The 20,804-nt window shown below is 67.5% G+C and carries 22 protein-coding genes; 15 read left to right on the top strand and 7 right to left on the bottom strand.

The features are described from left to right. Positions 1-19 precede the first annotated feature (19 nt). Positions 20-925 (top strand): SPOR domain-containing protein, encoded by a 906-nt coding sequence (locus ACZK3W_RS01355; protein WP_049399052.1) that lies wholly within the window; start codon positions 20-22, stop codon positions 923-925. A 155-nt stretch (positions 926-1,080) separates the two neighbouring features. Here ACZK3W_RS01355 and ACZK3W_RS01350 read toward each other — a convergent pair whose 3' ends face one another. After that, positions 1,081-1,833: an SDR family NAD(P)-dependent oxidoreductase gene (locus tag ACZK3W_RS01350; protein ID WP_019337645.1), complete on the bottom strand. Its 753-nt coding sequence runs from the start codon at positions 1,831-1,833 to the stop codon at positions 1,081-1,083. A 117-nt stretch (positions 1,834-1,950) separates the two neighbouring features. Here ACZK3W_RS01350 and ACZK3W_RS01345 point away from each other — a divergent pair, with 117 nt between their 5' ends. After that, a complete protein-coding gene (locus tag ACZK3W_RS01345; protein WP_005411992.1) occupies positions 1,951-2,418 on the top strand; it encodes a YehS family protein in 468 nt (155 codons plus the stop codon). Here the strand turns inward: ACZK3W_RS01345 and ACZK3W_RS01340 are convergent. Beyond that, positions 2,387-3,274: a LysR family transcriptional regulator gene (locus ACZK3W_RS01340; RefSeq protein ID WP_478450325.1), complete on the bottom strand. Its 888-nt coding sequence runs from the start codon at positions 3,272-3,274 to the stop codon at positions 2,387-2,389. The genes ACZK3W_RS01345 and ACZK3W_RS01340 overlap by 32 nt on opposite strands. Before the next feature lie 143 nt (positions 3,275-3,417). On the opposite strand from ACZK3W_RS01340, the gene ACZK3W_RS01335 reads away from it, so the two are divergent. Then, the gene (locus tag ACZK3W_RS01335) at positions 3,418-4,566 is read left to right on the top strand and encodes an MFS transporter (RefSeq protein ID WP_336684602.1); all 1,149 of its coding nucleotides are present in this window, start codon (positions 3,418-3,420) and stop codon (positions 4,564-4,566) included. Here the strand turns inward: ACZK3W_RS01335 and ACZK3W_RS01330 are convergent. Beyond that, complete coding sequence (locus ACZK3W_RS01330) at positions 4,563-5,261, bottom strand: TorF family putative porin (protein WP_100470168.1); 699 nt, start codon at positions 5,259-5,261, stop codon at positions 4,563-4,565. The two genes, ACZK3W_RS01335 and ACZK3W_RS01330, sit on opposite strands and share 4 nt — an antisense overlap. 178 nt (positions 5,262-5,439) lie before the next feature. Here ACZK3W_RS01330 and ACZK3W_RS01325 point away from each other — a divergent pair, with 178 nt between their 5' ends. Beyond that, a complete protein-coding gene (locus tag ACZK3W_RS01325) occupies positions 5,440-5,829 on the top strand; it encodes a DUF6165 family protein (protein ID WP_032130333.1) in 390 nt (129 codons plus the stop codon). Between the two features lie 7 nt (positions 5,830-5,836). Here ACZK3W_RS01325 and ACZK3W_RS01320 read toward each other — a convergent pair whose 3' ends face one another. Both ACZK3W_RS01320 and ACZK3W_RS01315 read right to left on the bottom strand, forming a co-directional pair. Next, a complete protein-coding gene (locus ACZK3W_RS01320) occupies positions 5,837-6,508 on the bottom strand; it encodes a response regulator (protein ID WP_478450324.1) in 672 nt (223 codons plus the stop codon). A gap of 190 nt (positions 6,509-6,698) precedes the next feature. Next, the gene (locus ACZK3W_RS01315; protein ID WP_032130335.1) at positions 6,699-7,271 is read right to left on the bottom strand and encodes an OmpO family porin; all 573 of its coding nucleotides are present in this window, start codon (positions 7,269-7,271) and stop codon (positions 6,699-6,701) included. A 210-nt stretch (positions 7,272-7,481) separates the two neighbouring features. Here ACZK3W_RS01315 and ACZK3W_RS01310 point away from each other — a divergent pair, with 210 nt between their 5' ends. Both ACZK3W_RS01310 and ACZK3W_RS01305 read left to right on the top strand, forming a co-directional pair. After that, positions 7,482-9,884, top strand: coding sequence for a S9 family peptidase (locus ACZK3W_RS01310; protein WP_478450323.1), 2,403 nt, complete (start codon positions 7,482-7,484; stop codon positions 9,882-9,884). Between the two features lie 91 nt (positions 9,885-9,975). Then, positions 9,976-10,335 (top strand): DUF1428 domain-containing protein, encoded by a 360-nt coding sequence (locus tag ACZK3W_RS01305; protein WP_032130337.1) that lies wholly within the window; start codon positions 9,976-9,978, stop codon positions 10,333-10,335. 15 nt (positions 10,336-10,350) lie between these two features. Here ACZK3W_RS01305 and ACZK3W_RS01300 read toward each other — a convergent pair whose 3' ends face one another. Together ACZK3W_RS01300 and ACZK3W_RS01295 are read right to left on the bottom strand one after the other, a co-directional pair. Beyond that, positions 10,351-11,043 (bottom strand): hypothetical protein, encoded by a 693-nt coding sequence (locus ACZK3W_RS01300; protein WP_478450322.1) that lies wholly within the window; start codon positions 11,041-11,043, stop codon positions 10,351-10,353. 107 nt (positions 11,044-11,150) lie between these two features. After that, complete coding sequence (locus ACZK3W_RS01295; RefSeq protein ID WP_478450321.1) at positions 11,151-12,029, bottom strand: histone; 879 nt, start codon at positions 12,027-12,029, stop codon at positions 11,151-11,153. A 490-nt stretch (positions 12,030-12,519) separates the two neighbouring features. Here ACZK3W_RS01295 and ACZK3W_RS01290 point away from each other — a divergent pair, with 490 nt between their 5' ends. The 9 genes from ACZK3W_RS01290 to ACZK3W_RS01250 all read left to right on the top strand — a co-directional run bounded on the left by ACZK3W_RS01290 (position 12,520) and on the right by ACZK3W_RS01250 (position 20,428). Continuing rightward, positions 12,520-13,953: a Do family serine endopeptidase gene (locus tag ACZK3W_RS01290; protein ID WP_032128157.1), complete on the top strand. Its 1,434-nt coding sequence runs from the start codon at positions 12,520-12,522 to the stop codon at positions 13,951-13,953. 101 nt (positions 13,954-14,054) lie between these two features. Continuing rightward, positions 14,055-14,420: a hypothetical protein gene (locus ACZK3W_RS01285; RefSeq protein ID WP_032128158.1), complete on the top strand. Its 366-nt coding sequence runs from the start codon at positions 14,055-14,057 to the stop codon at positions 14,418-14,420. Between the two features lie 8 nt (positions 14,421-14,428). Continuing rightward, positions 14,429-14,899: a phage holin family protein gene (locus ACZK3W_RS01280; RefSeq protein ID WP_010486934.1), complete on the top strand. Its 471-nt coding sequence runs from the start codon at positions 14,429-14,431 to the stop codon at positions 14,897-14,899. Further along, entirely contained in the window at positions 14,896-15,357 is a 462-nt protein-coding gene (locus ACZK3W_RS01275; RefSeq protein ID WP_478450320.1) for a protein sip-5, read from the top strand. Before ACZK3W_RS01280 ends, ACZK3W_RS01275 begins: the two co-directional genes overlap by 4 nt. A gap of 67 nt (positions 15,358-15,424) precedes the next feature. Continuing rightward, complete coding sequence (locus ACZK3W_RS01270) at positions 15,425-16,534, top strand: AI-2E family transporter (protein ID WP_032128161.1); 1,110 nt, start codon at positions 15,425-15,427, stop codon at positions 16,532-16,534. Positions 16,535-16,565: 31 nt separating this feature from the next. Continuing rightward, entirely contained in the window at positions 16,566-17,285 is a 720-nt protein-coding gene (locus tag ACZK3W_RS01265; RefSeq protein ID WP_478450319.1) for an HAD family hydrolase, read from the top strand. A 3-nt stretch (positions 17,286-17,288) separates the two neighbouring features. Then, a complete protein-coding gene (locus tag ACZK3W_RS01260; RefSeq protein WP_049398105.1) occupies positions 17,289-18,656 on the top strand; it encodes a leucyl aminopeptidase family protein in 1,368 nt (455 codons plus the stop codon). A gap of 135 nt (positions 18,657-18,791) precedes the next feature. Next, the gene (locus tag ACZK3W_RS01255) at positions 18,792-19,895 is read left to right on the top strand and encodes a catalase family peroxidase (protein WP_478450318.1); all 1,104 of its coding nucleotides are present in this window, start codon (positions 18,792-18,794) and stop codon (positions 19,893-19,895) included. Continuing rightward, entirely contained in the window at positions 19,892-20,428 is a 537-nt protein-coding gene (locus ACZK3W_RS01250; protein WP_012509795.1) for a cytochrome b, read from the top strand. Before ACZK3W_RS01255 ends, ACZK3W_RS01250 begins: the two co-directional genes overlap by 4 nt. Positions 20,429-20,804: the final 376 nt, after the last annotated feature.

Below are 20,804 nucleotides of genomic sequence, written 5' to 3'. Positions count from 1 at the left end.
ATCAGGAGACGCAGTACACATGGCAGCACGACGCGGCAAAAACCAGGCACGACGCAACAGCAGCAGCCAGGGCACACCCGGATGGGTGTGGCTGGTCGCTGGCGTGGCGATTGCGGCCGTGGTGTTCCTGGCGGCGCCGAACCTGTTCAAGGGCGAAGGCGATGGCTTCCTTCGCGCCGGTCCGCAGCCGAACCCGAACGCGCAGCCTGCCCCGGTCGCTGATGCCGACAGCGATGTCGGCACCCAGCCGGCCGCGCAGCCGGCCACGCCGAAGCCGGCCGAACCGGAAAAGCCGGCCGCCACCCAGTACGACTTCTACACCCTGCTGCCGGGCAAGGAAGTTGAAATGTCCGACGCCGAACTGGCTGCCAGCGCGCGTGCCGAGGACCAGCGCCGGGCCAAGGCCGAAGCGCAGCGCGCGCAGGCGGCACTGGAAGGCAAGCCGGTTCCGCCGCCAGCGGCTACCGCGCCGGCACCGACGGCAACCGCCAGCGTGGCCAGCACCGCGCCGGTGACCGCCACCAGCCGTCCGCTGCCGGCACCGCTGAGCGAACGACCGGCTGCGGCAACGCCTCCGGCCAGCACGCCGACGGCGTCGACCAGCACCGCCGCCGCCACTCCGGCAGCGCGTGCGGAAACCGCGCCGACCGCGGCCACTACCCCCGCCGCTGCGGCACCGGCTGCCGCCGACAATGCCCGCTACATCCTGCAGGCGGGTGCGTTCGGTGCCTCCGGCGATGCCGAAGCGACCAAGGCCAAGCTGGCGATGATGGGCCTGGCGGCACGCGTCGAATCGGCGCAGATCAACGGCAAGACCGTGTACCGCGTGCGCATGGGACCGTATGGCAGTGCAGGTGAACTGTCTGAAGCCAAGCAGAAGCTGGATGGCACCGGCCTGCAGGCGATGGCGATCAAGGCACAGTGAGTCTGCCGAAGTGAATGAAAAAGCCGGGCACAGCCCGGCTTTTTTTTGTCTGTGTAGAGTCGAGCTTGCTCGACTGCCGTTCAAAGCAGTCGAGCAAGCTCGACTCTACAAAGGGCGAAGAGCAGTCGAGCATGGCTCGACTCTACAAATGAACGTCAGCCTTCGCGGGCGACCTGGAAACCGGCGAAGGACTGGCTGACCGGCATCAGTTCCAGGCGATTGATGTTCAGGTGCGGCGGCAGGCTGGCCACCCAGAAGATCTGTTCGGCGATGTCTTCGGCGGTCATCGGGTTGGCGCCGGTATAGAGCTTGTCCGACGCCGCCTGGTCGCCATGGGTACGCACCACGGTGAACTCGGTTTCGGCCATGCCCGGCTCGATCGTGGTCACGCGCACGCCGGTGCCGTGCAGGTCCGAACGCAGGCCGAGCGAGAACTGGCTGACGAAAGCCTTGGTGCCACCGTAGGCATTGCCGCCCGGGTACGGGTAGACGCCGGCCACCGACGAAATGTTGATGATTGCGCCCTTGCGCTCCACCAGCTGCGGCAGCAGGCGGTGGGTCAGGGTCACCAGCGCGGTGATGTTGGTGTCGATCATCGTGGTCCAGTCCGACAACTTGGCGCTCTGTGCCGGCGCAGTGCCCTGCGCCAGGCCGGCGTTGTTGACCAGCAGATCGATCTCGCCAAAGGCCGGCGGCAGTGCCAGCAGCGCCGCTTCCATCGCCACCGGATCGCGGATGTCGAAGGCGGCGGCATGCACCACGTCCTTGCCGTAGCGCTCGACCAGCGGCTGCAGGCGTTCGCCGCGGCGGCCGGTGGCGATCACCTTCCAGCCCGCCTGGGCGAAGCGGTGGACGGCGGCGGCGCCGAAGCCGGACGTGGCGCCGGTAATCAGGACAGTGCGGGTCATCAGGCAACTCCAGGGGGAAAAACCAGACCCCCATTCTGGCACCGTCGGCCGGGGGTTGCGTTGCCTGATCGGCCAGATCCGGCCCCACCTGTCGGGGTGACCGGTACAATTGGGGCCATGATCAACAACGATGTCCTGCGCAGCGTGCGCTACTCCCTGGACCTGGGCGACCACCACGTGGTGACCCTGTGCCAGATGGCCGACCCGGCCTTCGCCGTGGATCCGGAACAGGTGAAGGCCTGGCTGCGCCGCGAGGACGAAGCCGGTTTCGAGGCGATGAGCGACAGCGCGCTGGCGCACTTCCTCGACGGCCTGATCGTGCACCTGCGCGGTCGCGACGAAAGCCAGCCGCAGCGTGCGGTGGAAACCCGCATCGACAACAACCTGGTGCTGAAGAAGCTGCGCGTGGCCTTCCAGCTGCGCGACGTCGATCTGATGGAGATCTTCGCCAGCGCCGGTTTCAACGTCTCCAAGTCGGAAGTGGGCGCATTGTTCCGCCAGCCCGGGCACACCAACTACCGGCGCTGCCTGGACCAGATGCTGCGCAATTTCCTCAAGGGCCTGAGCCTGCGCCTGCGCGGCTGAGCACGGCCTCGACGAACGCCCGCGCCGCCGGTGTCGGCAGTCGCTGCCAGACCAGGTGCACGCGGCGGGTCGGGGTCGGCTGCAGCGGAATCTGTACCACCCCCTGGAACCCGTCGGCGATCAACGCTGGCACGATGCCAACCGCCAGCCCATGGCGGACGAAGCGCTCGATCAGTTCCATCAGATTGACCTCGAAGCGCACCGTGTGCGGCAGGCCAGCGGCAGCGAAGGCATCGTCGGTCTGCCGCCGCGCACCGGTGCCGCGCGGAAAGTCGACCAGCGCCTCGTCCTGCAGTTCGGTCAATGGCAGCCGCTTGCGCCGGGCCAAGCGGTGCGATGGCGCCAGCACCGCCACCAGGTCTTCTTCCTGCAGCACCTGGTGGCAGACCCCGTCCAGCCCCGCCGACGGCGCCAATCCGACCAGTGCCACGTCCAGCTCTCGCGACTGCACCTGCGCGATCAGGTCCTCGCTCTTGTCGACCCGCAGCTGGAACTCCACCTGCGGGTGCGCCTGCTGGAAGGCCGCCAGCATCGCCACCACATCGATGTCGGTCAGCGAGGAGATCTGCCCGATCGCCAACAGGCCACGCACCTCGCCAGTGACGGCGGCCACGTCGGCACGCAGGTGGCGCAGGCTGGCCAGCACCTGGCGTGCATGCACCAGCAGCGCCTCGCCGGCGGCGGTGGCCCGCACCTGCCGCGGCAGGCGCTCGAACAGGGGCGTACCCAGTTCCTGCTCCAGGTAGGCAATCTGGTGGCTCAACGCGGACTGCACCACGTGGCAGCGTTCTGCGGCGCGGGTGAAATTGCCCTCTTCGGCCAGGGCGACGGCAAACTCGAGCTGCTTGAGATTCATCCAACTATCTCGTTTACAGATGGCATGGATGATGATGATTCATTTCCATCATGGCCGCAGCAGGCGGACACTGTGCATCCCGCTTTGTGGAATACCGCGTGAGTCCGTCCCTCCCCCCTCTGCACCGCTGGCAGGTGCTGCTGATGTCGGTGGCTACCGGCGTGGCCGTGGCCAGCAACTACTATGCGCAGCCATTGCTGCACACCATTGCCGATGCCTTCGGTGTGCCGTTCGGCCAGGTCGGCATGGTGGTCACTGCCGCACAGCTGAGCTATGCCGCCGGACTGATCCTGCTGGTGCCGCTGGGAGACCTGTTCGAACGCCGCCGCCTGATCGTGGTGATGAGCCTGCTGTCGGCAGGCGGGCTGGTGATCAGTGCCTGTGCACCGTCGCTGACCTGGTTGCTGGTCGGCACCGCGATCACCGGCCTGTTCTCGGTGGTGGCGCAGGTACTGGTGCCGTTTGCGGCCACGCTGGCCGCGCCGGAACATCGTGGCCGCGTGGTCGGCACATTGATGAGTGGCCTGCTGCTGGGCATCCTGCTGGCACGCACCGTGGCCGGCCTGCTTTCCAGCCTGGGCGACTGGCGCCTGGTGTATGCGATCGCCGCCGGCACCCTGGTGCTGACCGCACTGGCGCTGCAGCGCGGCCTGCCGCGATTCCACCACAGCGCCGGCCTCGGCTATTTCGCATTGCTGCGCTCGATCGGCGTGCTGTTCGTGCAGGAGCCGGTGCTGCGCCAGCGCACCCTGCTGGGCGCCTGCAGCTTCGCCATGTTCGCGATCTTCTGGACGCCGCTGGCGTTCCTGCTGGCACAACCGCCCTACGCCTACAGCGATGCCACCATCGGCCTGTTCGGGCTGGTCGGCGCCGCCGGTACGCTGGCGGCCGGCCTGGCCGGGCGCATGTCCGATCGTGGCCAGACCGGACGTGCCACTGCCATCGCACTGATGCTGTTGCTGCTCTCGTGGCTGCCGTTGGGGCTGTCGGCACACTCGCTGCTGGCGCTGCTGGTCGGCGTGGTGGTGCTGGACCTGGCCGCGCAGCTGCTGCACGTGAGTAACCAGAACCTGATCTATGCACTGCAACCGGCAGCGCGCAACCGCCTCAATGCCGGCTACATGACCGGCTACTTCATCGGCGGTTCGCTGGGTTCGCTGCTGTCGGCGCAGGTCTACCAGCGCTTCGGCTGGACCGGCGTCTGCGTGGCCGGTGCTGCGGTGGCCATGCTCGCCCTGCTGCTGTGGCTGCCCGGCGCGCTGCGCGCGCGCCAGGCTTCGGTGACTGACTAGAAGCTGCCCTGCAGCGCCAGCTCCCAGCGTCCGCCGGCATTGCCCGGAAACAGCCGCTTCGCTGCGTTGTCGGTGTCATGCACGGTGGCGCGCAGTTCCCATGCCGGGGTCAGCGAGGCGATGGCACTGAGCTGGCCATGCAGGTAATCAGGCCCCTGTGCGGTGGCCAGCCAGTACTGGCCTACCGCCGCTTCGAGGCGGAACCGTTCGTGCAACGGCACCCGCACACCCAGCTGGGCGTAGGTGCCGCGACGGCCGCCCGCCAGCGCGTCGTTGGAATGCGCCAGCTGCAGCCAGGCGCGCTGCTTCCAGGTCACGGTGGTGTTGAGCTCGGTCCAGTCCAGCGCGCGGCCGGTGCCCGGGTACACGTAGCGGGTCAGGTTGGCATCCAGTGCCCAGTCCGGTGCCAGTGCACCACTCCAACCGGCCACCAGGTCGAACTCGCTGCGCGCGCCGTTGTCCGGCTTGAACGATACGTTGGACCCCCACACGCTGGCGTACCAGCCCGATGGGATCGAGACCTTCGCGCCGGCCTGCACCGCCGGGTCGCCGTCGCTCTGCGAGCTGCCGCGCCACACGTAATCGCTGGTCAATGCGGCACTGCCACTCACCTGCACCTGCGCCTGGGCGGTGCCGATGCCGAGCAGCCCTGCCAGGGCGGCCACCACTGCCGCCATCATCCCCTTGCTGTTCACTGCACTGTGTTCCTCGTCGAAGGCGGTCACGCCGCCGGGACCGCAGTGTCGAGGCGGTGGCCGTAACGGATCGAGGGTGCTGCCGGGCCCGTGGCGCAAATTCGGCGTAAATCCCGCGGACCGGGGCCACATGCCAGCAGCGCGGTATCATGGCGCCCTGTTTCCAGGAACCAACCGCGTGGACGCCATCCTGACTCCGGTATCGATCGGCGAGCTGATCGACAAGATCACCATTCTCGAGATCAAGGCCGAGCGCATCGACGATGCCGCCAAGCTGAGCAACGTGCGCACCGAGCTGGACGGCCTGCTGCCGTTGCTGCAGCTGCAGCTGCAGGCTCAGCCGGCGCTGGCCGTGCTGAAGCAGCAGCTGAAGGCGATCAACGAGCGCATGTGGGACATCCAGGACCAGCTGCGCGACAAGGAAGCGGCCCAGGTGTTCGACGATGCCTTCATCCAGTTGGCGCGTGGTGTCTATGGCACCAATGGCGAGCGCGTGCAGGTGAAGAACGAGATCAACCGCGTGGCCGGTTCGGCCCTGGTGGAAGAAAAGCAGTACCAGGGCGAGTAACGCCACCTCAATCAGCGTCGATCAGATGGCGGAAGCGGAACAGCTCGCCATCGTTGCGGATGCCCAGCTTGCGGTACGCCGCTCGCTTCTGCGTGCTGATGGTGCTGGCTGCACGCCCACTGCGGCGTGCCATCTCGCCGGTGCTGCAACCACGCAGCACCCACTGCAGGACGGTGCGCTCGCGGGTACTCAACCGTGGTGAACGCATGGACTGCTGGCGCTGCCGACGGGACTGGTTCAACTGTGCACGCAGCTCCGGCGGCACGAAGCGCCCGCCACGGGCAACCACGCTCACTGCCCGCAGCAGCATCTGCGGCGCGCAGGCCTTGGACAGGAATCCGCGCGCACCGGCCTGCAAGGCCAAGGACATGACACCCGCGTTGCAGTGTGCGGTCAGCACCAGGATCGGCACTGCCGGCCAGTGGCGTGATAGGTGCCGCAGCAGTTCCAGGCCTTCGCCGCTGTCACCGATCGGCAAGGCGTCGACCAGCAGCAGATCGATCGCGGCCGCCTGCTGCTGCAGGCGCTGCAGCAGATCACCGCTGCGGCCGTAGCTTCCATCGACCTGCAGGCCCGCCTGCCGGGCCAGGACTTCCTGCACGCCATGCCGCAACAGCGGGTGTGGATCCAGCAGCAAGAGGCGGCAGGGAGAATCGCGGGGCGACGGAAACGTGGGCATCGTTGCATTCCTGCAGAACAGGCCACTCACCCTAGGGCGCAGCCGACGCCTGCGGAATCCAATTCGTTGCAATGCCGCCCTTCCGCCGCGACACGGTCAGGTAGCGTTTGCCCAGCCGGAAACGCAACAGGCCCGGCATGGGCCGGGCCTGTCGAGGCATCTTCGGCGCGCAGGCGCGCCGAGGAAGCAATTACCAGCTGAAGCGCGGGCCGACGGTGTATTCCTTGTCGCCGTCGCGGTTCATCTTCAGCTCGCCATTCAGGCCCCAGTTCTGGTTCAGCTTGACCTGACCACCCAGGCGGCCGTACCACTGGCCTTCCGGATTGATGCCGTGCTTCTTCGAGAAATCTTCGTAGCCGACCATGCCGTAGACTTCGGCGTGGGCACCGAAGGCGGTGCGGATACCGGCTTCAGCGCTGTAGCCATTGAAGTCCAGGCCGTGCTTCTGGTCGCGCTTCTGGTAAGCAACGCGGGCAACGAAGTCGGTGGTCGGGGCGATTTCAACGTTGTAGCCGGCGCCGATCTTCCACTGGTCCAGCTTGATGTTGGTGTGGTCGATTTCCTGGCGGCTGTACTCACCGAAAGCGTGGAAGTTCGGCAGGAAGCCGTACGAACCCTTCACGCCCCAGCCGTCGGCCTTGAACGCGTCGATGTCGGTCTTGGCGTAGTCGGCTTCGGCGTAGTTGTACGACAGGTTCTCAGCAGCCGAGGCGGTGAACGGCAGGGCAGCGGCCAGGGCCAGAGCAATCAGCGAATTCTTCATGGGGGTACACCTTTACTTTCTTATGGTGTGCAGCAGCGCCAGGGCGCCATCGCATCGGGAATGTAAATTCTCCGTTATTCGCCACAACGCTCCCTGAAAACAGCGGTCTTCGCATTGCTGAATTTTTTGCCTTGATTCAGGCTGTCTCTGGCATACGCGCGCGGCGCGCGTGCATTTGTGATTCGTCGTCGATTGCAACAGGAGGTTGCCTTGTACGTTTCCGATCCGCCGCTGGTACCTGTTCGCGCCGCGCTCCTGGCATGCGCTGCCCTGTTTCCGACCCACGCTGCGCACGCACTGCAGGCCGCTGACTACCAGCGCGCCGAACGCGTGCATGACAGTCACCTTCGCGGTGCGCTGCGCAATGCTTCGGTGCTGCCCCACTGGCTGGCCGATGGGCGCTTCTGGTACGAACGCGAAACCACGCAGGGCCGGCGCCAAGCGGTACTGGTCGATCCAGTCCAGGCCACACGCCAGATCCTGTTCGAACCCGATGCGCTGGACGCTGCGGTTGCACCTCTCGGAGCCAGCGGACCACGCCTGCGCTTGAACAACGTGCAGGTACTGGATGGAGGCCTGCGCCTGCAGTTCAACGGCGAGGCGGCGATCAGCTGTCAATGGCCACGCCTGCAGTGCGTGCCTTCGCAGGATGCAGCGCCAGCGGCCGATGCACTGCCATCGCCCGGCGGTGATGCCTGGCTGCAGGTACGCGATCACAACCTGTGGCTGCACTCGCCCGGAACGGCAGCACGAGCGCTGACCAGCGGCGGTGAATCCAATCATGGCTATGGCGTGCTGCCGGACTTCACCCTGCGCGGCATTCCACGCCGCCAGGGCCGGATGCCGACGCGGCCGTTCGCGGTCGGCTGGTCACCGGATGGCCGCTACGTGGCCGGCATCCGCTACGACGAACGCGCGCTGCAGGACTACCCCTATCTGGAAAGCAGCCCGGCCAACAGCGCGCGGCCGCGCGTGCATACGGTGAAGCTGGGGCTGCTGGGTGACACCCGGCAGGTGCGCGACAGCCTGTATGTGGTCGACACCCGCAACGGCCAGCAGCATGACATCGCCTTGCCGGAAGGCTGGAACACCCTCAGCGAAGCCGGCGTACTCGGCTGGGACGGCGACCGGTTGTATGCCGTGATCGCGCACTTCGGCGCACCGCGCAGGCTGCGCCTGCTGGAGATCGATGCCAACAGCGGTGCAGTGCGCACCGTTCTTGAAGAAGCCAGCAACACCCGGCTGCAGCTCAACGTGTATTCCTACAACCGGCCAGCGGTGGCCATCCTGCCCGGCCAGGACACGGCGGTGTGGTTCTCGCAGCGCGATGGCTGGGGCCATCTGTACCGGGTCCGCCTGTCCGACGGCAAGGTGCTGCGCCAGCTCACCCGCGGCCAATGGGCGGTGCGCGACCTGCTGGGCGTGGACGCTGCGGGTGGCTGGGCGTACTTCAGCGCCGGCGGCGTCGACGGTGGCGACCCCTACGTACGCGGCCTGTACCGTGTATCGCTGCAGGGTGGACCGGTCCAGCGCCTGGCCGCCGATGGCAACGACCATCTGGCCGATGCCGGCACCGGCGCGTTGTTCGGCGGGCGCGCCCCCCAGGCGCTGTCGCCTGGCGGTGGCTATCTGGTGGATACCGTTTCCCGTCTCGACCAGCCACCACGCACCGTGCTGCGGGCCAGCGATGACGGCCGTGAAGTGATGGTGCTGGAAACAGCCGATAACAACGCGATCGTTGCTGCCGGCTGGCGCCCCCCACGGCGCGAGCGGCTGCTGGCCGCCGATGGGCGAACGCCGATCTTCGCCACCGTCTACCTGCCCCGCGACTATCGCGATGACGGCCGCTTTCCGGTGATCGACGCGATGTACGGTGGCTCCTTCGTCAGCAATGCGCCGGTGACCTACGCCGAGGCGGTGTCCGCCTTGAATCCGGTGTCACGCGCCAGCCTGGCCGAACTGGGCTTCGTGGTGGTCAGCATCGACGCGCGCGGCACCGGTGGCCGCGACAAGGCGTTCCATGACAGCAGCTTCCTGCACGGGGCAGATGTGCAGCTGGATGACCATGTGGCTGCGCTGCGCCAGCTGGGCGAACGCTACCGGGGCATCGACCTGCAGCGGGTCGGCATCTACGGGCATTCGTTCGGTGGTTACAGTGCAGCGCGCGCCCTGCTGCGCTATCCGGCGTTCTACAAGGTGGGCGTGGCCTCGGCCGGCAGCCACAATTTCCAGGGCATGTACGGCGGTGCATTGCACGGCATGGACCGGCTGTTCGGTGGCGTGCTGCCGCCAACACCCCTGGCCGATGGCGTGCCGGCGCCGTTTGCCGGGCTCGACAATGCAGCGTTGGCCGGCAACCTGCGTGGGCGTCTGATGCTGGTCTATGGCGAACTGGACGAGAACGCGCCGCCGGCGCTGACCCTGCAGCTGGCCGCCGCCCTGAACAAGGCCCAGCGCAGCTACGACCTGCTGTACCTGGCCCGGCAGGACCACGAACTGTTCCGCAACGACGCCACCTACACGCACCGCATGTGGGACTACTTCGTGCGCCACCTGGCCGGCCAGCAGCCACCGGAGACGGTGCTGGCGCCGCTGCCCGGTGGGCCGGGCTGAACAGGCGCACACAGGATGTCGATCCACGGCGCCCTGGTTCGTCGGGTACTTGAAGGCCGTGCATGCGGCACGGTCCATCCGGAGGCAGGCAATGAGCTACATCGATGGTTTCGTCCTGGCGGTGCCCACCGCCAACAAGGAGAAGTTCCTCGCCCATGCACGCACAGGGGATCCCGTTTTCATCGAATACGGCGCGCTGCGCGTGGTCGAGTGCTGGGGTGACGACGTACCGCACGGCAAGACCACCGACTTCTTCGGCGCGGTGAAAGCCACGCCGGATGAGACGGTGGTGTTTTCCTGGATCGAATGGCCAGACAAGCCGACCCGCGACGCCGGCATGAAGAAGATGATGGAAGACCCGCGGTTTGATCCGGCGACGAATCCGATGCCGTTCGACGGCGCGCGGATGATCTACGGTGGGTTCGTGCCGCTCTACGAGCTGACGCGCTGAATCCGGCGGACGTGCTCAGCGCGCGTCCGTGTCATCGCTGGCAGACGCATGGCCGGCGCCCAGTGCGGCGCCGGCGCCGAGGCCCATGCCGCCCATGCCGGCCCCCATTCCGCCACCGCCGCCACCGCCACCACCCGCACGACCGCCCTTGGCATCGCCATCGTTGCGGCCCTTGCCACCGCCACTGGCAGCGGGCCGGGTCGGCCCCTGCGGCGGTATCTGCAGTCCGGCCGGAATCGGCGCCAGATCCAGCGCTTCGCGCACGAAGTCGCGCAGCGAGACCACCAGTTCGTGGAGGTGCACCGGCCGCCCCTGTGCCAGTTCGTTGGCCGCACGCGCGGCCAGCCGCACCTGCTCGTCGGTGCCCAACAACAGGATGTCCGACAACGCGGCCTCGACGGCATCGCGGATGCGGCGCGCGCGATCCGAGCGGGGTTCGGCGATGCCTTCGACATCTTCGCGCTGGCGCAGGTCGCGGCGATGGCTGGGATCCACACCCAGTTCGCCAGTGAACGACCCGCCCAGGGTCTTGTAGGCCGCCATCAGCGTGCGCAGCCGTTCGTTGATCTGCCGGTTCTCGCGCTCGCGGCGCTGTTGCAGGGTCTGCATCACCAGCAGGCGGATGCCCACGCCCAGCAGGGTGATCAGGACCAGGCCGGCCAACGTGGACAGCACGCCCTGCCAGGAACTGAAGTCGATACCACGCATGCCCGGGGCTCCTGCAGGAAGAACCTGCATCTTGCCCCAGACCGTGCCCCAGAAACGCGAAAGGCCCCACCACCCGTTGGGTGGCAGGGCCTTCGGTCACGGCGCGATTACTTGCGCTTGGCGACCTTGCGCACGGCCTTCTTGGCCGGAGCCTTCTTGGCGGCGACCTTCTTCAGCGGCGCAGCCTTCTTGGCGACCGTCTTGCGGGTGGCGGCAACCTTCTTGCCCACCGCCTTCTTGGCAACGGCGGTCTTCTTGCCGACGGCCTTCTTGGCAGCAGCGGTCTTCTTGCCGACGGCCTTCTTGGCGACAGCGGCCTTCTTGCCGACAACCTTCTTGGCGGCCGCGGTCTTCCTGGTGGCGACCTTCTTGGTAGCGGCAACCTTCTTGCCGACAACCTTCTTCGCAGCCACGGCCTTCTTGCCAGCGACCTTCTTGGCGGCGACGGTCTTCTTGGCGGTGGCGACCTTCTTGCCGACAACCTTCTTGGCGGCCGCGGTCTTCTTGGCAACGGTCTTCTTCGCGACGGCGGCCTTCTTGGTGGCAGCCTTCTTCACGGTAGCGACCTTCTTGCCAGCAGCCTTGGTGGCAGCCTTGGTGGTCTTCTTGCCAGCGGCGGCCTTCTTGGTCACGGCCTTGCCTGCAGCCGCCTTCTTCTTGGCCACTTCCTTCTTCAGGGCAGCGGCTTCGGCCTTGGCGTTCTTCTTGGCGGCTTCCAGCTTCTTCTTGGCGTTGGCAACAGTCTTGCCGACCGACTTGGCAGCCTTCTCGGCCTTCTTGGCAACGGTCTTCTCGACCTTCGCCACGGCCTTCTTGGCCTTGGCAACGCGGGTGCCGGCAGCCTTGGTGGCGCGCTTGACGGTCTTCTTGACCGACTTCACTGCGTCTTCGGCAGCGTGGGCGATGGTCTCGCCAACGTTGGTGGCGGTTTCTTTGACGTTCTCGACGGCGTCGGTCACGACCGACACACCATTACCGTTGCTCATGTTGCCCTCCTGCGGGCCTTAAGTATCAAAACGGGGCGATGCTATACCGACATTGACGATCGTGGAACGGGGCATGCGCCCGCAATCGCATCTGCTGCGACGGTAATGGTGTAGCCCAGCACCCTCTCGAGCACAGTGGGTTGACAGGAAACCCCTTTTTTCAGTGCTGCGCCGCACGGTGCGGGTAGCGGCAGGTGCTGCCTGCGCGCACCTGCCAGAGTGCTGCGAAAGGCATGCGATATGGCGCATCGCGGCACCAGGATGCGCAGAACTGCGCAAGTATCAGCCTGTATCCACACGCGCTTCGGCAGACGTCGGCACATTGCGAAGCACGCCCGACGTTGTCGCCACCGCCCCACAGATGGCGACGCCGACCCGCGTTCCGGGCGCCCGGTTTTCATGGCGCATTTATCCAGATCGCGACACACTCATTCAGCTTGTTTTACCGTAGGGCCGAACCGCCCCCACCCACGCCAGCGAACCGACTCCCATGCGACCGCTTCCCACCCTGCTCACGCTCGCAATCGCCGCCGCCTTCGGTGGCTTCGTTGCCACCGGCATCAATGCCCACCTGGACAACCGCGCCGACGCCGCGCCGCTGCCTGCGGTACTGCCGACCACGGCGGCATTGCCGGCCTCGGTGGCCGGACAGGCGGTGCCGTCGCTGGCACCGATGCTGGAGAAGGCGATGCCGGCCGTGGTCAGCGTCAACACCAAGCAGGTGGTGCGCGTGCGCAACCCCTTCTTCAACGATCCGTTCTTCCGCCGCCTGTTCCCGGACATCCCGCAGGAACGCATCAACGAATCGCTGGGCTCGGGCGTGATCATCGACGCCAAGGAGGGCCTGGTGCTGACCAACCACCACGTCATCGACAACGCCGATGACGTGCAGGTGACACTGGCCGACGGGCGCACGGTCAAGGCCGAGTTCCTCGGTTCGGACCGCGATACCGACATCGCGCTGATCCGCATCCCGGCGCAGAACCTGACCGACATCAAGCTCGGCAACAGCGACCAGCTTCGGGTCGGTGACTTCGTGGTGGCCATCGGCAACCCGTTCGGCTTCAGCCAGACGGTCACCTCCGGCATCGTCTCGGCGGTGGGCCGCAGCGGCATCCGCGGGCTGGGCTACCAGAACTTCATCCAGACCGATGCGTCGATCAACCCGGGCAACTCCGGTGGCGCACTGGTCGACCTGCAGGGCCAGCTGGTCGGCATCAATACCGCCAGCTTCAACCCGCAGGGCAGCATGGCCGGCAACATCGGCCTGGGCCTGGCGATCCCCTCCAACCTGGCGCGCAGCGTGGTCGACCAGCTGGTCAAGCACGGCGTAGTGGTGCGCGGCACGCTGGGCGTGGAGAGCCAGAACCTGACCGCGCAGATCGCGCAGGGCCTGGGCCTGGGCGAAAGCCGTGGCGCACTGATCACACGCGTGCTGGCCGGTTCGGCCGCTGCGACCGCCGGACTGAAGCCGGGCGACGTGGTGGTTTCGGCCAACGGCCAGCGCGTGGACAGCGCAGAAGCCCTGCACAACGTGGAAGGCCTGGCGGCGGTCGGCAGCACGCTGACGCTGGACGTGCGCCGCGAGGGCAAGCCGCTGCAGATCAAGGCAACCTTGAAGGAACAGGCGCGCGCGGTCACCGGCGAGAGCCTGGACCCGCGCCTGACCGGGGCCACCTTCGTCGACCTGCCCGAGTCGCTGCGCCAGTCCGGTGTCGGTGGCGTGCTGGTCAGCGAGGTGAAGCGCGGCAGCCGCGCGGCCACCAACGGCCTGCAGCAGGGCGACATCATCACCGATGCCACCGTGGGCGAATTCGCCGACCTGGCCAGCTGGCGCGCCAACTTCCAGCAGCGCCCGCCGACCCTGGTGATACGCGTGCTGCGCAACAATGGCCAGCAGCAGGGCCAGCTCGTGATGCGCTGATCGCCCTGCCGTAACACCCCCTATACCCCGGCAATGCTATTGCTGTCAGTCCAGGTCGGCACCGCCGACTCCCGTTCCCCCATCGCAACAGGAGTGATTCGATGAGCCCCACCAATACCGAGAACCTGAAGGAACACCTGGGTGAAGCCGGTTCCCACCTGAAGCAGGCCGCGTCGGCCGCCGGCGGTGCGATCAAGGGTGCAACCGGCGCAGCCGGCGACGAACTGCGCATCGGCAAGGCCAACGTCAAGGCTGAACTGTCCGACAGCGCGCTGTCCGGCCTGGCCGCCGCCGAGTTTGGTGGTGCAGCCGCCAAGGAACAGGTCGACGCACTGATGGACAAGGGCAAGGACCTGATCGACAGCGCCGCTGAGCTGATCCGTGAACGTCCGCTGGCCTCGTTCGGTGTCGCCTTCGCTGCCGGCTGGATCATCGCCAAGCTGGCCCGCGGCAGCAGCGACAAGTAAGCCGCGGCGTGAGCGAAGACAACGCGCAAGCGCCTGATCCGGCGGCTACCCCGCCGCTGGATGAGAGCATCCGCCAGGTCGGCGCGGCCGGTCGTGCCGCTGCCGATTCTGCCAAGCACACGCTGCGCTCGCTGCGCCGGTTGGCCTCGGCCGACTTCGCGATGGCGCGTAGTGCATTCGGTCGCGCGCTGGCCTGGGCCGGCGTGGCGATCGTGTTCGGTGCCTCGGCCTGGCTGCTGATGGCCGCCACCCTCATCGCCCTGCTGCAGAGCTGGGGCCTGAGCTGGCTGCAGGCGCTGCTGATCACCTCGCTGCTGAGCCTGGCCGTCACCGGTTATGCGATCTGGCGGGTGTCCTACTTCTTCCACCACACCGGCATGCACGCTACCCGGCGCCAGCTGTCACGCCTGGGCCTGTTCGACGAACCCAGCGAAGACGATCCCGATGCCGAGGTGCAGCTGCCCGAGGGCAAGCCATGAAGTTCGGCGCGCTGCAACGGCGGGTGAAACGCTGCGAACAGGTGGTGACCGTGCGCCTGGGCGAAACCCAGGACCACTGGTCCACGCTCAGCGACGTCTGGCGAAAGGGCTGGTCGCCGCTGCGCATCGTGGTGGTCGGCCTGGCCGGTGGCTTCATCGCCGGCAAGCTGGAAGTGCCGGGCAAGGTCAACGGTGCCCGCTGGCTGCAGATGGTGGGTTCGGTCTCGAACCTGTTCGCCAGTGCACAGGCGGCGTTCGCCACGGCGATGGCGGCGCAGGCCGCAGCCACTGCCAACGACGCGGCTGAGGAAGCCGACGAAGCCAGCGAACAGGTACAGGCGGCGGCCTCCGCTGCCGAGCCACGGCCGGCACCGGCTCCACGCTCCGTGCCGGAGCCAGAGCCGGACCCGCGCGGACCGCATCCGGCCGAAGCGGCCACCGAGCTGTCCGAACGTTGATCCATGGAATCCGCCGCGCCGATCGCGGCCGGCGGATAATGCGCTCCCCTTCCCGGTTGGTGCGTCGATGAGCGAGTCCCTCCTGTCCCCGTCACCGGCCGGCCCCGAACAGCCCGACGCCCCGTTGCCGCCACCGTCGCGTCCGCGCGGACCGATGTCGCTGGTGGTGCTGGCGACCCTGGCGGTGGGCTACACGCTGTGGGCGGCACAGGACATCATCCTGCCGGTGCTGCTGGCGATGTTCTTCGCACTGGTCGGCAATCCGATCCTGCGCCTGCTGCAGAAGCTGTGGATTCCGCGTGCGCTGGGCGCTCTGCTGATCCTCGGCGCGGGCCTGGGCGTGACCGGTTCGCTGGCGGTGCAGTTGATCGGCCCGGCAATGGAATGGGCACAGGAAGCACCGCAGCAGCTGCGCAAGATCGCCCGCCAGGTGCAGGACCTGACCAAGCCGGTGCAGCAGGCCAACCAGGCCGCGGAGAACTTCGCCCGCGTGGCCGGTGGCGACAGCAACCGCAAGGTGCAGGTGATCCGCGCCCAGCTCGATGACCCGTACCGCATGTTGACCCGTGCGCCGCGGCTGGCCGCCTCGGTGCTGGCGGTGGTGCTGCTGACCCTGTTCTTCATGATCTACGGGCAGAGCCTGCAACGCGCGGCGATCGCCCTGTTCCCGAACCGTCAGCAGCAGCGCTTCACCAGTGACATCCTGCGTTCGATCGAGCGCGAGGTGTCGCGCTATGTGTTGACCATCAGCGTGATCAACACCCTGGTCGGGCTGGTGTTCGCCGGCGTACTGATGCTGCTCGGCATCGGCCTGCAGGAAGCGTTGCTGTGGGGCACGGTGGCCGCACTGCTGAATTTCGCTCCGTATGTGGGTCCGTTGATCGGCGTGGCGCTGATGCTGCTGATGGGCTTCGTGGAATTCCGCGACCCGCTGCAGGCCCTGCTGCCGGCCGCCGCCTACCTGGGCCTGCACACTCTGGAAGGGCAGATGGTGACCCCGATCGTGCTGGGCCGTCGCATGAAACTGTCGCCACTGGTGCTGATCCTTGCGCTGATGGTGTTCGGCTGGGCCTGGGGCATGATCGGGCTGCTGCTGGCGGTGCCGCTGCTGGTCTGCATCAAGCTGGTGCTGGCGCGGTTGGACGGGATGCAGGGCTGGGCGCGTCTGCTGGAATGAAAGCCCGCGCGGGCAGGGGTAGAATGGCGGGGTGAATTTCCCCGTCCAAGCCATTACCCTCGACCTTGACGACACGCTGTGGCCGTTCGCTCCGATCGGCGCCCGCATCGACCTGGTCCTGCATGCGTGGATGCGTGAACACAGCCCCGCCACGGCCGAGATGTATCCGGTGGCGGCGATGCGCGAACTGCGCGAGCGCCTGTACCACGCCCATCCGCACCTCCATCACGACCTGAGCGCACTGCGCCGGCTGACCCTGCACGAAGCGCTGCACACCAGTGGTGCCAGCCTGGATCTGCTGGAGCCGGCGTATGACGTGTTCTTCGCCGCGCGCAACCAGGTCGAGTGCTACCCCGATGCGATCGACGCACTGGCGCGGATTGCCGCGAGGGTGCCGGTGGCGGCGCTGAGCAACGGCAATGCCGATCTGGAGCGGATCGGCCTGGCCCATCATTTCGCCTTCCAGCTGGGCGCGCGCGAACACGGCGCAGCGAAGCCGGAGGCGAGCATCTTCCACGCCGCCTGCACCCGCCTGGGTGTTGCGCCGGCACAGGTACTGCACGTCGGCGACCACGCCGACATGGACGTGGCCGGGGCGATCGCCGCCGGCCTGCGCGGCTGCTGGATCAACCGCGAAGCAGCCACCTGGACCCATCCGCAGCTGCAGCCGGACCTGCAGTTCGACACCCTCACCGGCCTGGCCGACTGGTTGGATGCCAACCTCGACGCTGCCGCACCCCGGAGTACCTGACGCATGAGCGAGATCACTGGTTTCACTGCCGACACCGCCGCAGCACTGCCGCTGTACGTGCTGGACCGCGAGCAGTTCGCGTCCTGGAAGGACGGCCAGCCAGCCGCCACCCAGGCATGGCTGGCGTCGCAGGGCTTCACCGCCGGTGCCTTCACCACGGCGTTGCTGCCGGGCGCCGATGGCCTGGCCGGTGCGGTGATCGGCGTGGGTGATCGTGGCGATGCCTACAGCTACTCGCATGCCCCGCACGCGCTGCCGGAAGGCAGCGTGTGGCAGCTGGCCAGCGAACTGCCGGCCGCCGAACTGGCGCTGCTGCAGCTGGGCTGGGGCCTGGGCAGCTACCGCTTCGATCGCTACCGCAAGCGCCACCGTGCACCGGCACGCCTGGTAGCTGAGCCGACCGGCGAAGTGGCCGACCTGATCGCCGCCAGCCTGCGCGTGCGCGACTGGGTCAACACCCCGACCGAAGACATGGGTCCGCAGCAGCTGGAAGACGCCGCGCGCGCGCTGGCCGATGCGCACGGTGCGCAGGTCGAGGCGATCACCGGCGATGAACTGCTGAAGCAGAACTTCCCGGCCATCCATGCCGTCGGCCGCGCCTCGCACCGCGCACCGCGCCTGGTCGTGCTGCGCTGGGGCAAGGACACCGATCCGGCACTGGTGCTGGTCGGCAAGGGCGTGTGCTTCGATACCGGCGGCCTGGACATCAAACCGGCCGACGGCATGCGCAACATGAAGAAGGACATGGGCGGTGCCGCGCATGCACTGGCCCTGGCAGGCCTGGTGATGGCGCGCGGCCTGCCGGTGCGCCTGACCCTGCTGGTGCCGGCAGTGGAAAACGCGATCGGCCCCGATGCCTTCCGCCCGGGTGAAGTGATCGCCACCCGCAAGGGCCTGAGCGTGGAGATCGACAACACCGACGCCGAAGGCCGCGTGATCCTGTGCGATGCGCTGACCTTCGCCAGCGAGCAGAAACCGGACCTGGTACTGGACTTCGCCACCCTCACCGGCGCCGCGCGCATCGCGCTGGGCCCGGACCTGCCGGCGCTCTTCAGCAACGACGACAGCGTGGCCCAGCAGTGGCTGCAGGCCGGCGACGCGACCCGCGACCCGGTCTGGCGCATGCCGCTGTGGCGCCCCTACCTGCGTTACCTGAGCAGCGGCATCGCCGACCTGGCCAACGCCGGTTCGCGCATGGCCGGCTCGGTCACCGCCGCGCTGTACCTGGAACGCTTCCTGGAAGACGGCCAGCGCTGGGCGCATCTGGACGTGTATGCCTGGAACGACGGCGAACGCCCGGGCCGGCCGGCTGGCGGTGAAGCACTGGCGCTGCGTTCGGCGTGGGCGATGCTGAAGCAGCGCTACAGCTGATCGGGTGGGTGCCGACCTTGGTCGGCACGCCGTCCCCGGCAAACTTGACGAAAAATTGAATACCGGGCCTGGAAGGGTTCTGCGAGGATATGTGGGTCGACCACCCACACGCTCCGTGAAGGCAGGACTCCGACCATGTCGCTCTTCCGCTACACCCGCGCCGGCCAGACACCGGGCGCGCCGCGCAGGCATTCCCCACTGCTCTGGATCGCACTGATTGCACTCATTCTGGGTGCGGTGGCGCTGGCCTTCGCCTGGTTGGCCGGCTGGATTGGCGGCCGCCTGACCGCGCAGCGCTTCACCGACACCATCGAGGCCACCGGCCCGGCCCATCCGGGCTTCCGCCGTGCGCACAGCAAGGGCGTGTGTGTAAGCGGTTGGTTCGAACCCAGTGCGCAGGCCCCCACCCTGTCCAGCGCCCGCGTGTTCTCGCAGCGCCGCGTGCCGGTGATGGGCCGCCTGTCGATCGGCGGCGGCGACCCGTACGGCGCCGACAACACCGCACGCGTGCGCAGCCTCGCGGTGCAGATGGTCAGCGATGACGGCCAGGAATGGCGGATGGCGATGAACAGCTTCCCGTTCTTCGCCGTGCCCAACGCCGAGGCGTTCTACGAGCAGACGCGCGCCTCCATCCCGGACCCGGCCACCGGCAAGCCCGACCCGCAGAAAATGGCCGCGGTGCTGGCGAAATACCCCAGTGCACAAGCGTTCCAGCAGTGGGCCAAGACCGCGCCGTGGACCAGCAGCTGGGCCGACACCACCTTCAACAGCGTCAACAGCTTCTGGTTCACCAACGCGCAGGGCCAGAAACGCGCGGTGCGCTGGCGCTGGCAGCCGCAGGCGCCGGTGGTGGAGATGGATGCGGAAACGCGCAAGAACGCCAGCGTCGATTTCCTCAGCCAGGAACTGCAGCAGCGCCTGGCCAGCGGCCCGGTGCGCTGGAACCTGGTCGTGACCACCGCCGAGCCCGGCGATGCCATCGATGATCCGTCGGTGCCGTGGCCCGAGTCGCGTGATCAGGTGGTGGCCGGCGTACTCAGCCTGGACCGCATGCAGTCGCAGGAGCAGGGCGCGTGCGGCCAGATCAACTTCGATCCGCTGATCCTGCCCAGTGGCGTGCGTGGCAGTGACGATCCGATCCTGGCCGCCCGCTCGGCGGTGTATTCGCAGTCCTTCAACCGCCGCGAACGCGAGCGCGCCACCGGCAACGTCGAGCAACCGAAGGAGGCCGCACGATGAGCACCGGCAACGGCCACTTCAACCTGCTCGCGCGCGTGCTGCACTGGTCCATGGCGCTGATGATCATCGCCATGCTGTTCATCGGCGTGACCATGGTCGCCTCGCTGCACCTGCGGCCGATGCTGATCGACCTGCACCGCCCGTTGGGCATCGCCATCGGCGTACTGGTGCTGCTGCGCCTGTACAACCGGCTGCGCCATCGCCCGCCACCGCTGCCGGCGGATCTGCCGGTATGGCAGGTGATGGCGGCCAAGGCCTCGCACTGGATGCTGTACGCGCTGATGTTGGCGATGCCCCTGATCGGCTGGGCGATGCTGTCGGCCGGCGGTTATCCGATCGTGCTGTGGGGCGGCCTGCACCTGCCGCCGATCGTGCCGCACACCCCGGCGCTGTATGCCGCGTTGCGCAACGCGCACAGCCTGCTGGCGTATGTGTTGTTCGCCACGGTGCTGATGCATGTGGGTGCGGCGCTGTTCCACCTGTGGGTGCGGCGTGATGGCGTGTTCCAGGCGATGGCGCGCGGGAAGGATTGAAAGGGTTCGCCGGGTGTTCCCGGCGGATCGTTTCCGCGACCGCGGGGGGTGTCACTTTCTTTGCGCGCAAAGAAAGTAACCAAAGAAACGCTCCGCCGGCCGCGAGCCGGCGCGCTTCGCACGCCGGTGCCCTGCGCTCCTCGGTCCGGCGAGGGACGGTGCGGGAACTCGCTGCGCTCAGACACCCGCACCTCTTCGCCCTCGCCGGACCTGCGGTGCTCGGCTCGCTCAAGGCGGACTTGAAGGTCAAGATCAACAACAAGAGCATCCACGCGCGGCGTGGATCTACTGGGTGCAGCTTTTGCCTTTGACGTTGGGTCCGCCTTGAGCGAGCCGAGCATCGCAGGGGAATCAGGGGCGAAGAGGCGCCGGTGTC

The organism is Stenotrophomonas sp. 80084_Sma, from assembly GCF_056481995.1.
The sequence above is the reverse complement of the archived record's forward strand: the minus strand, read 5'-3'. Positions and strand labels throughout refer to the sequence as shown.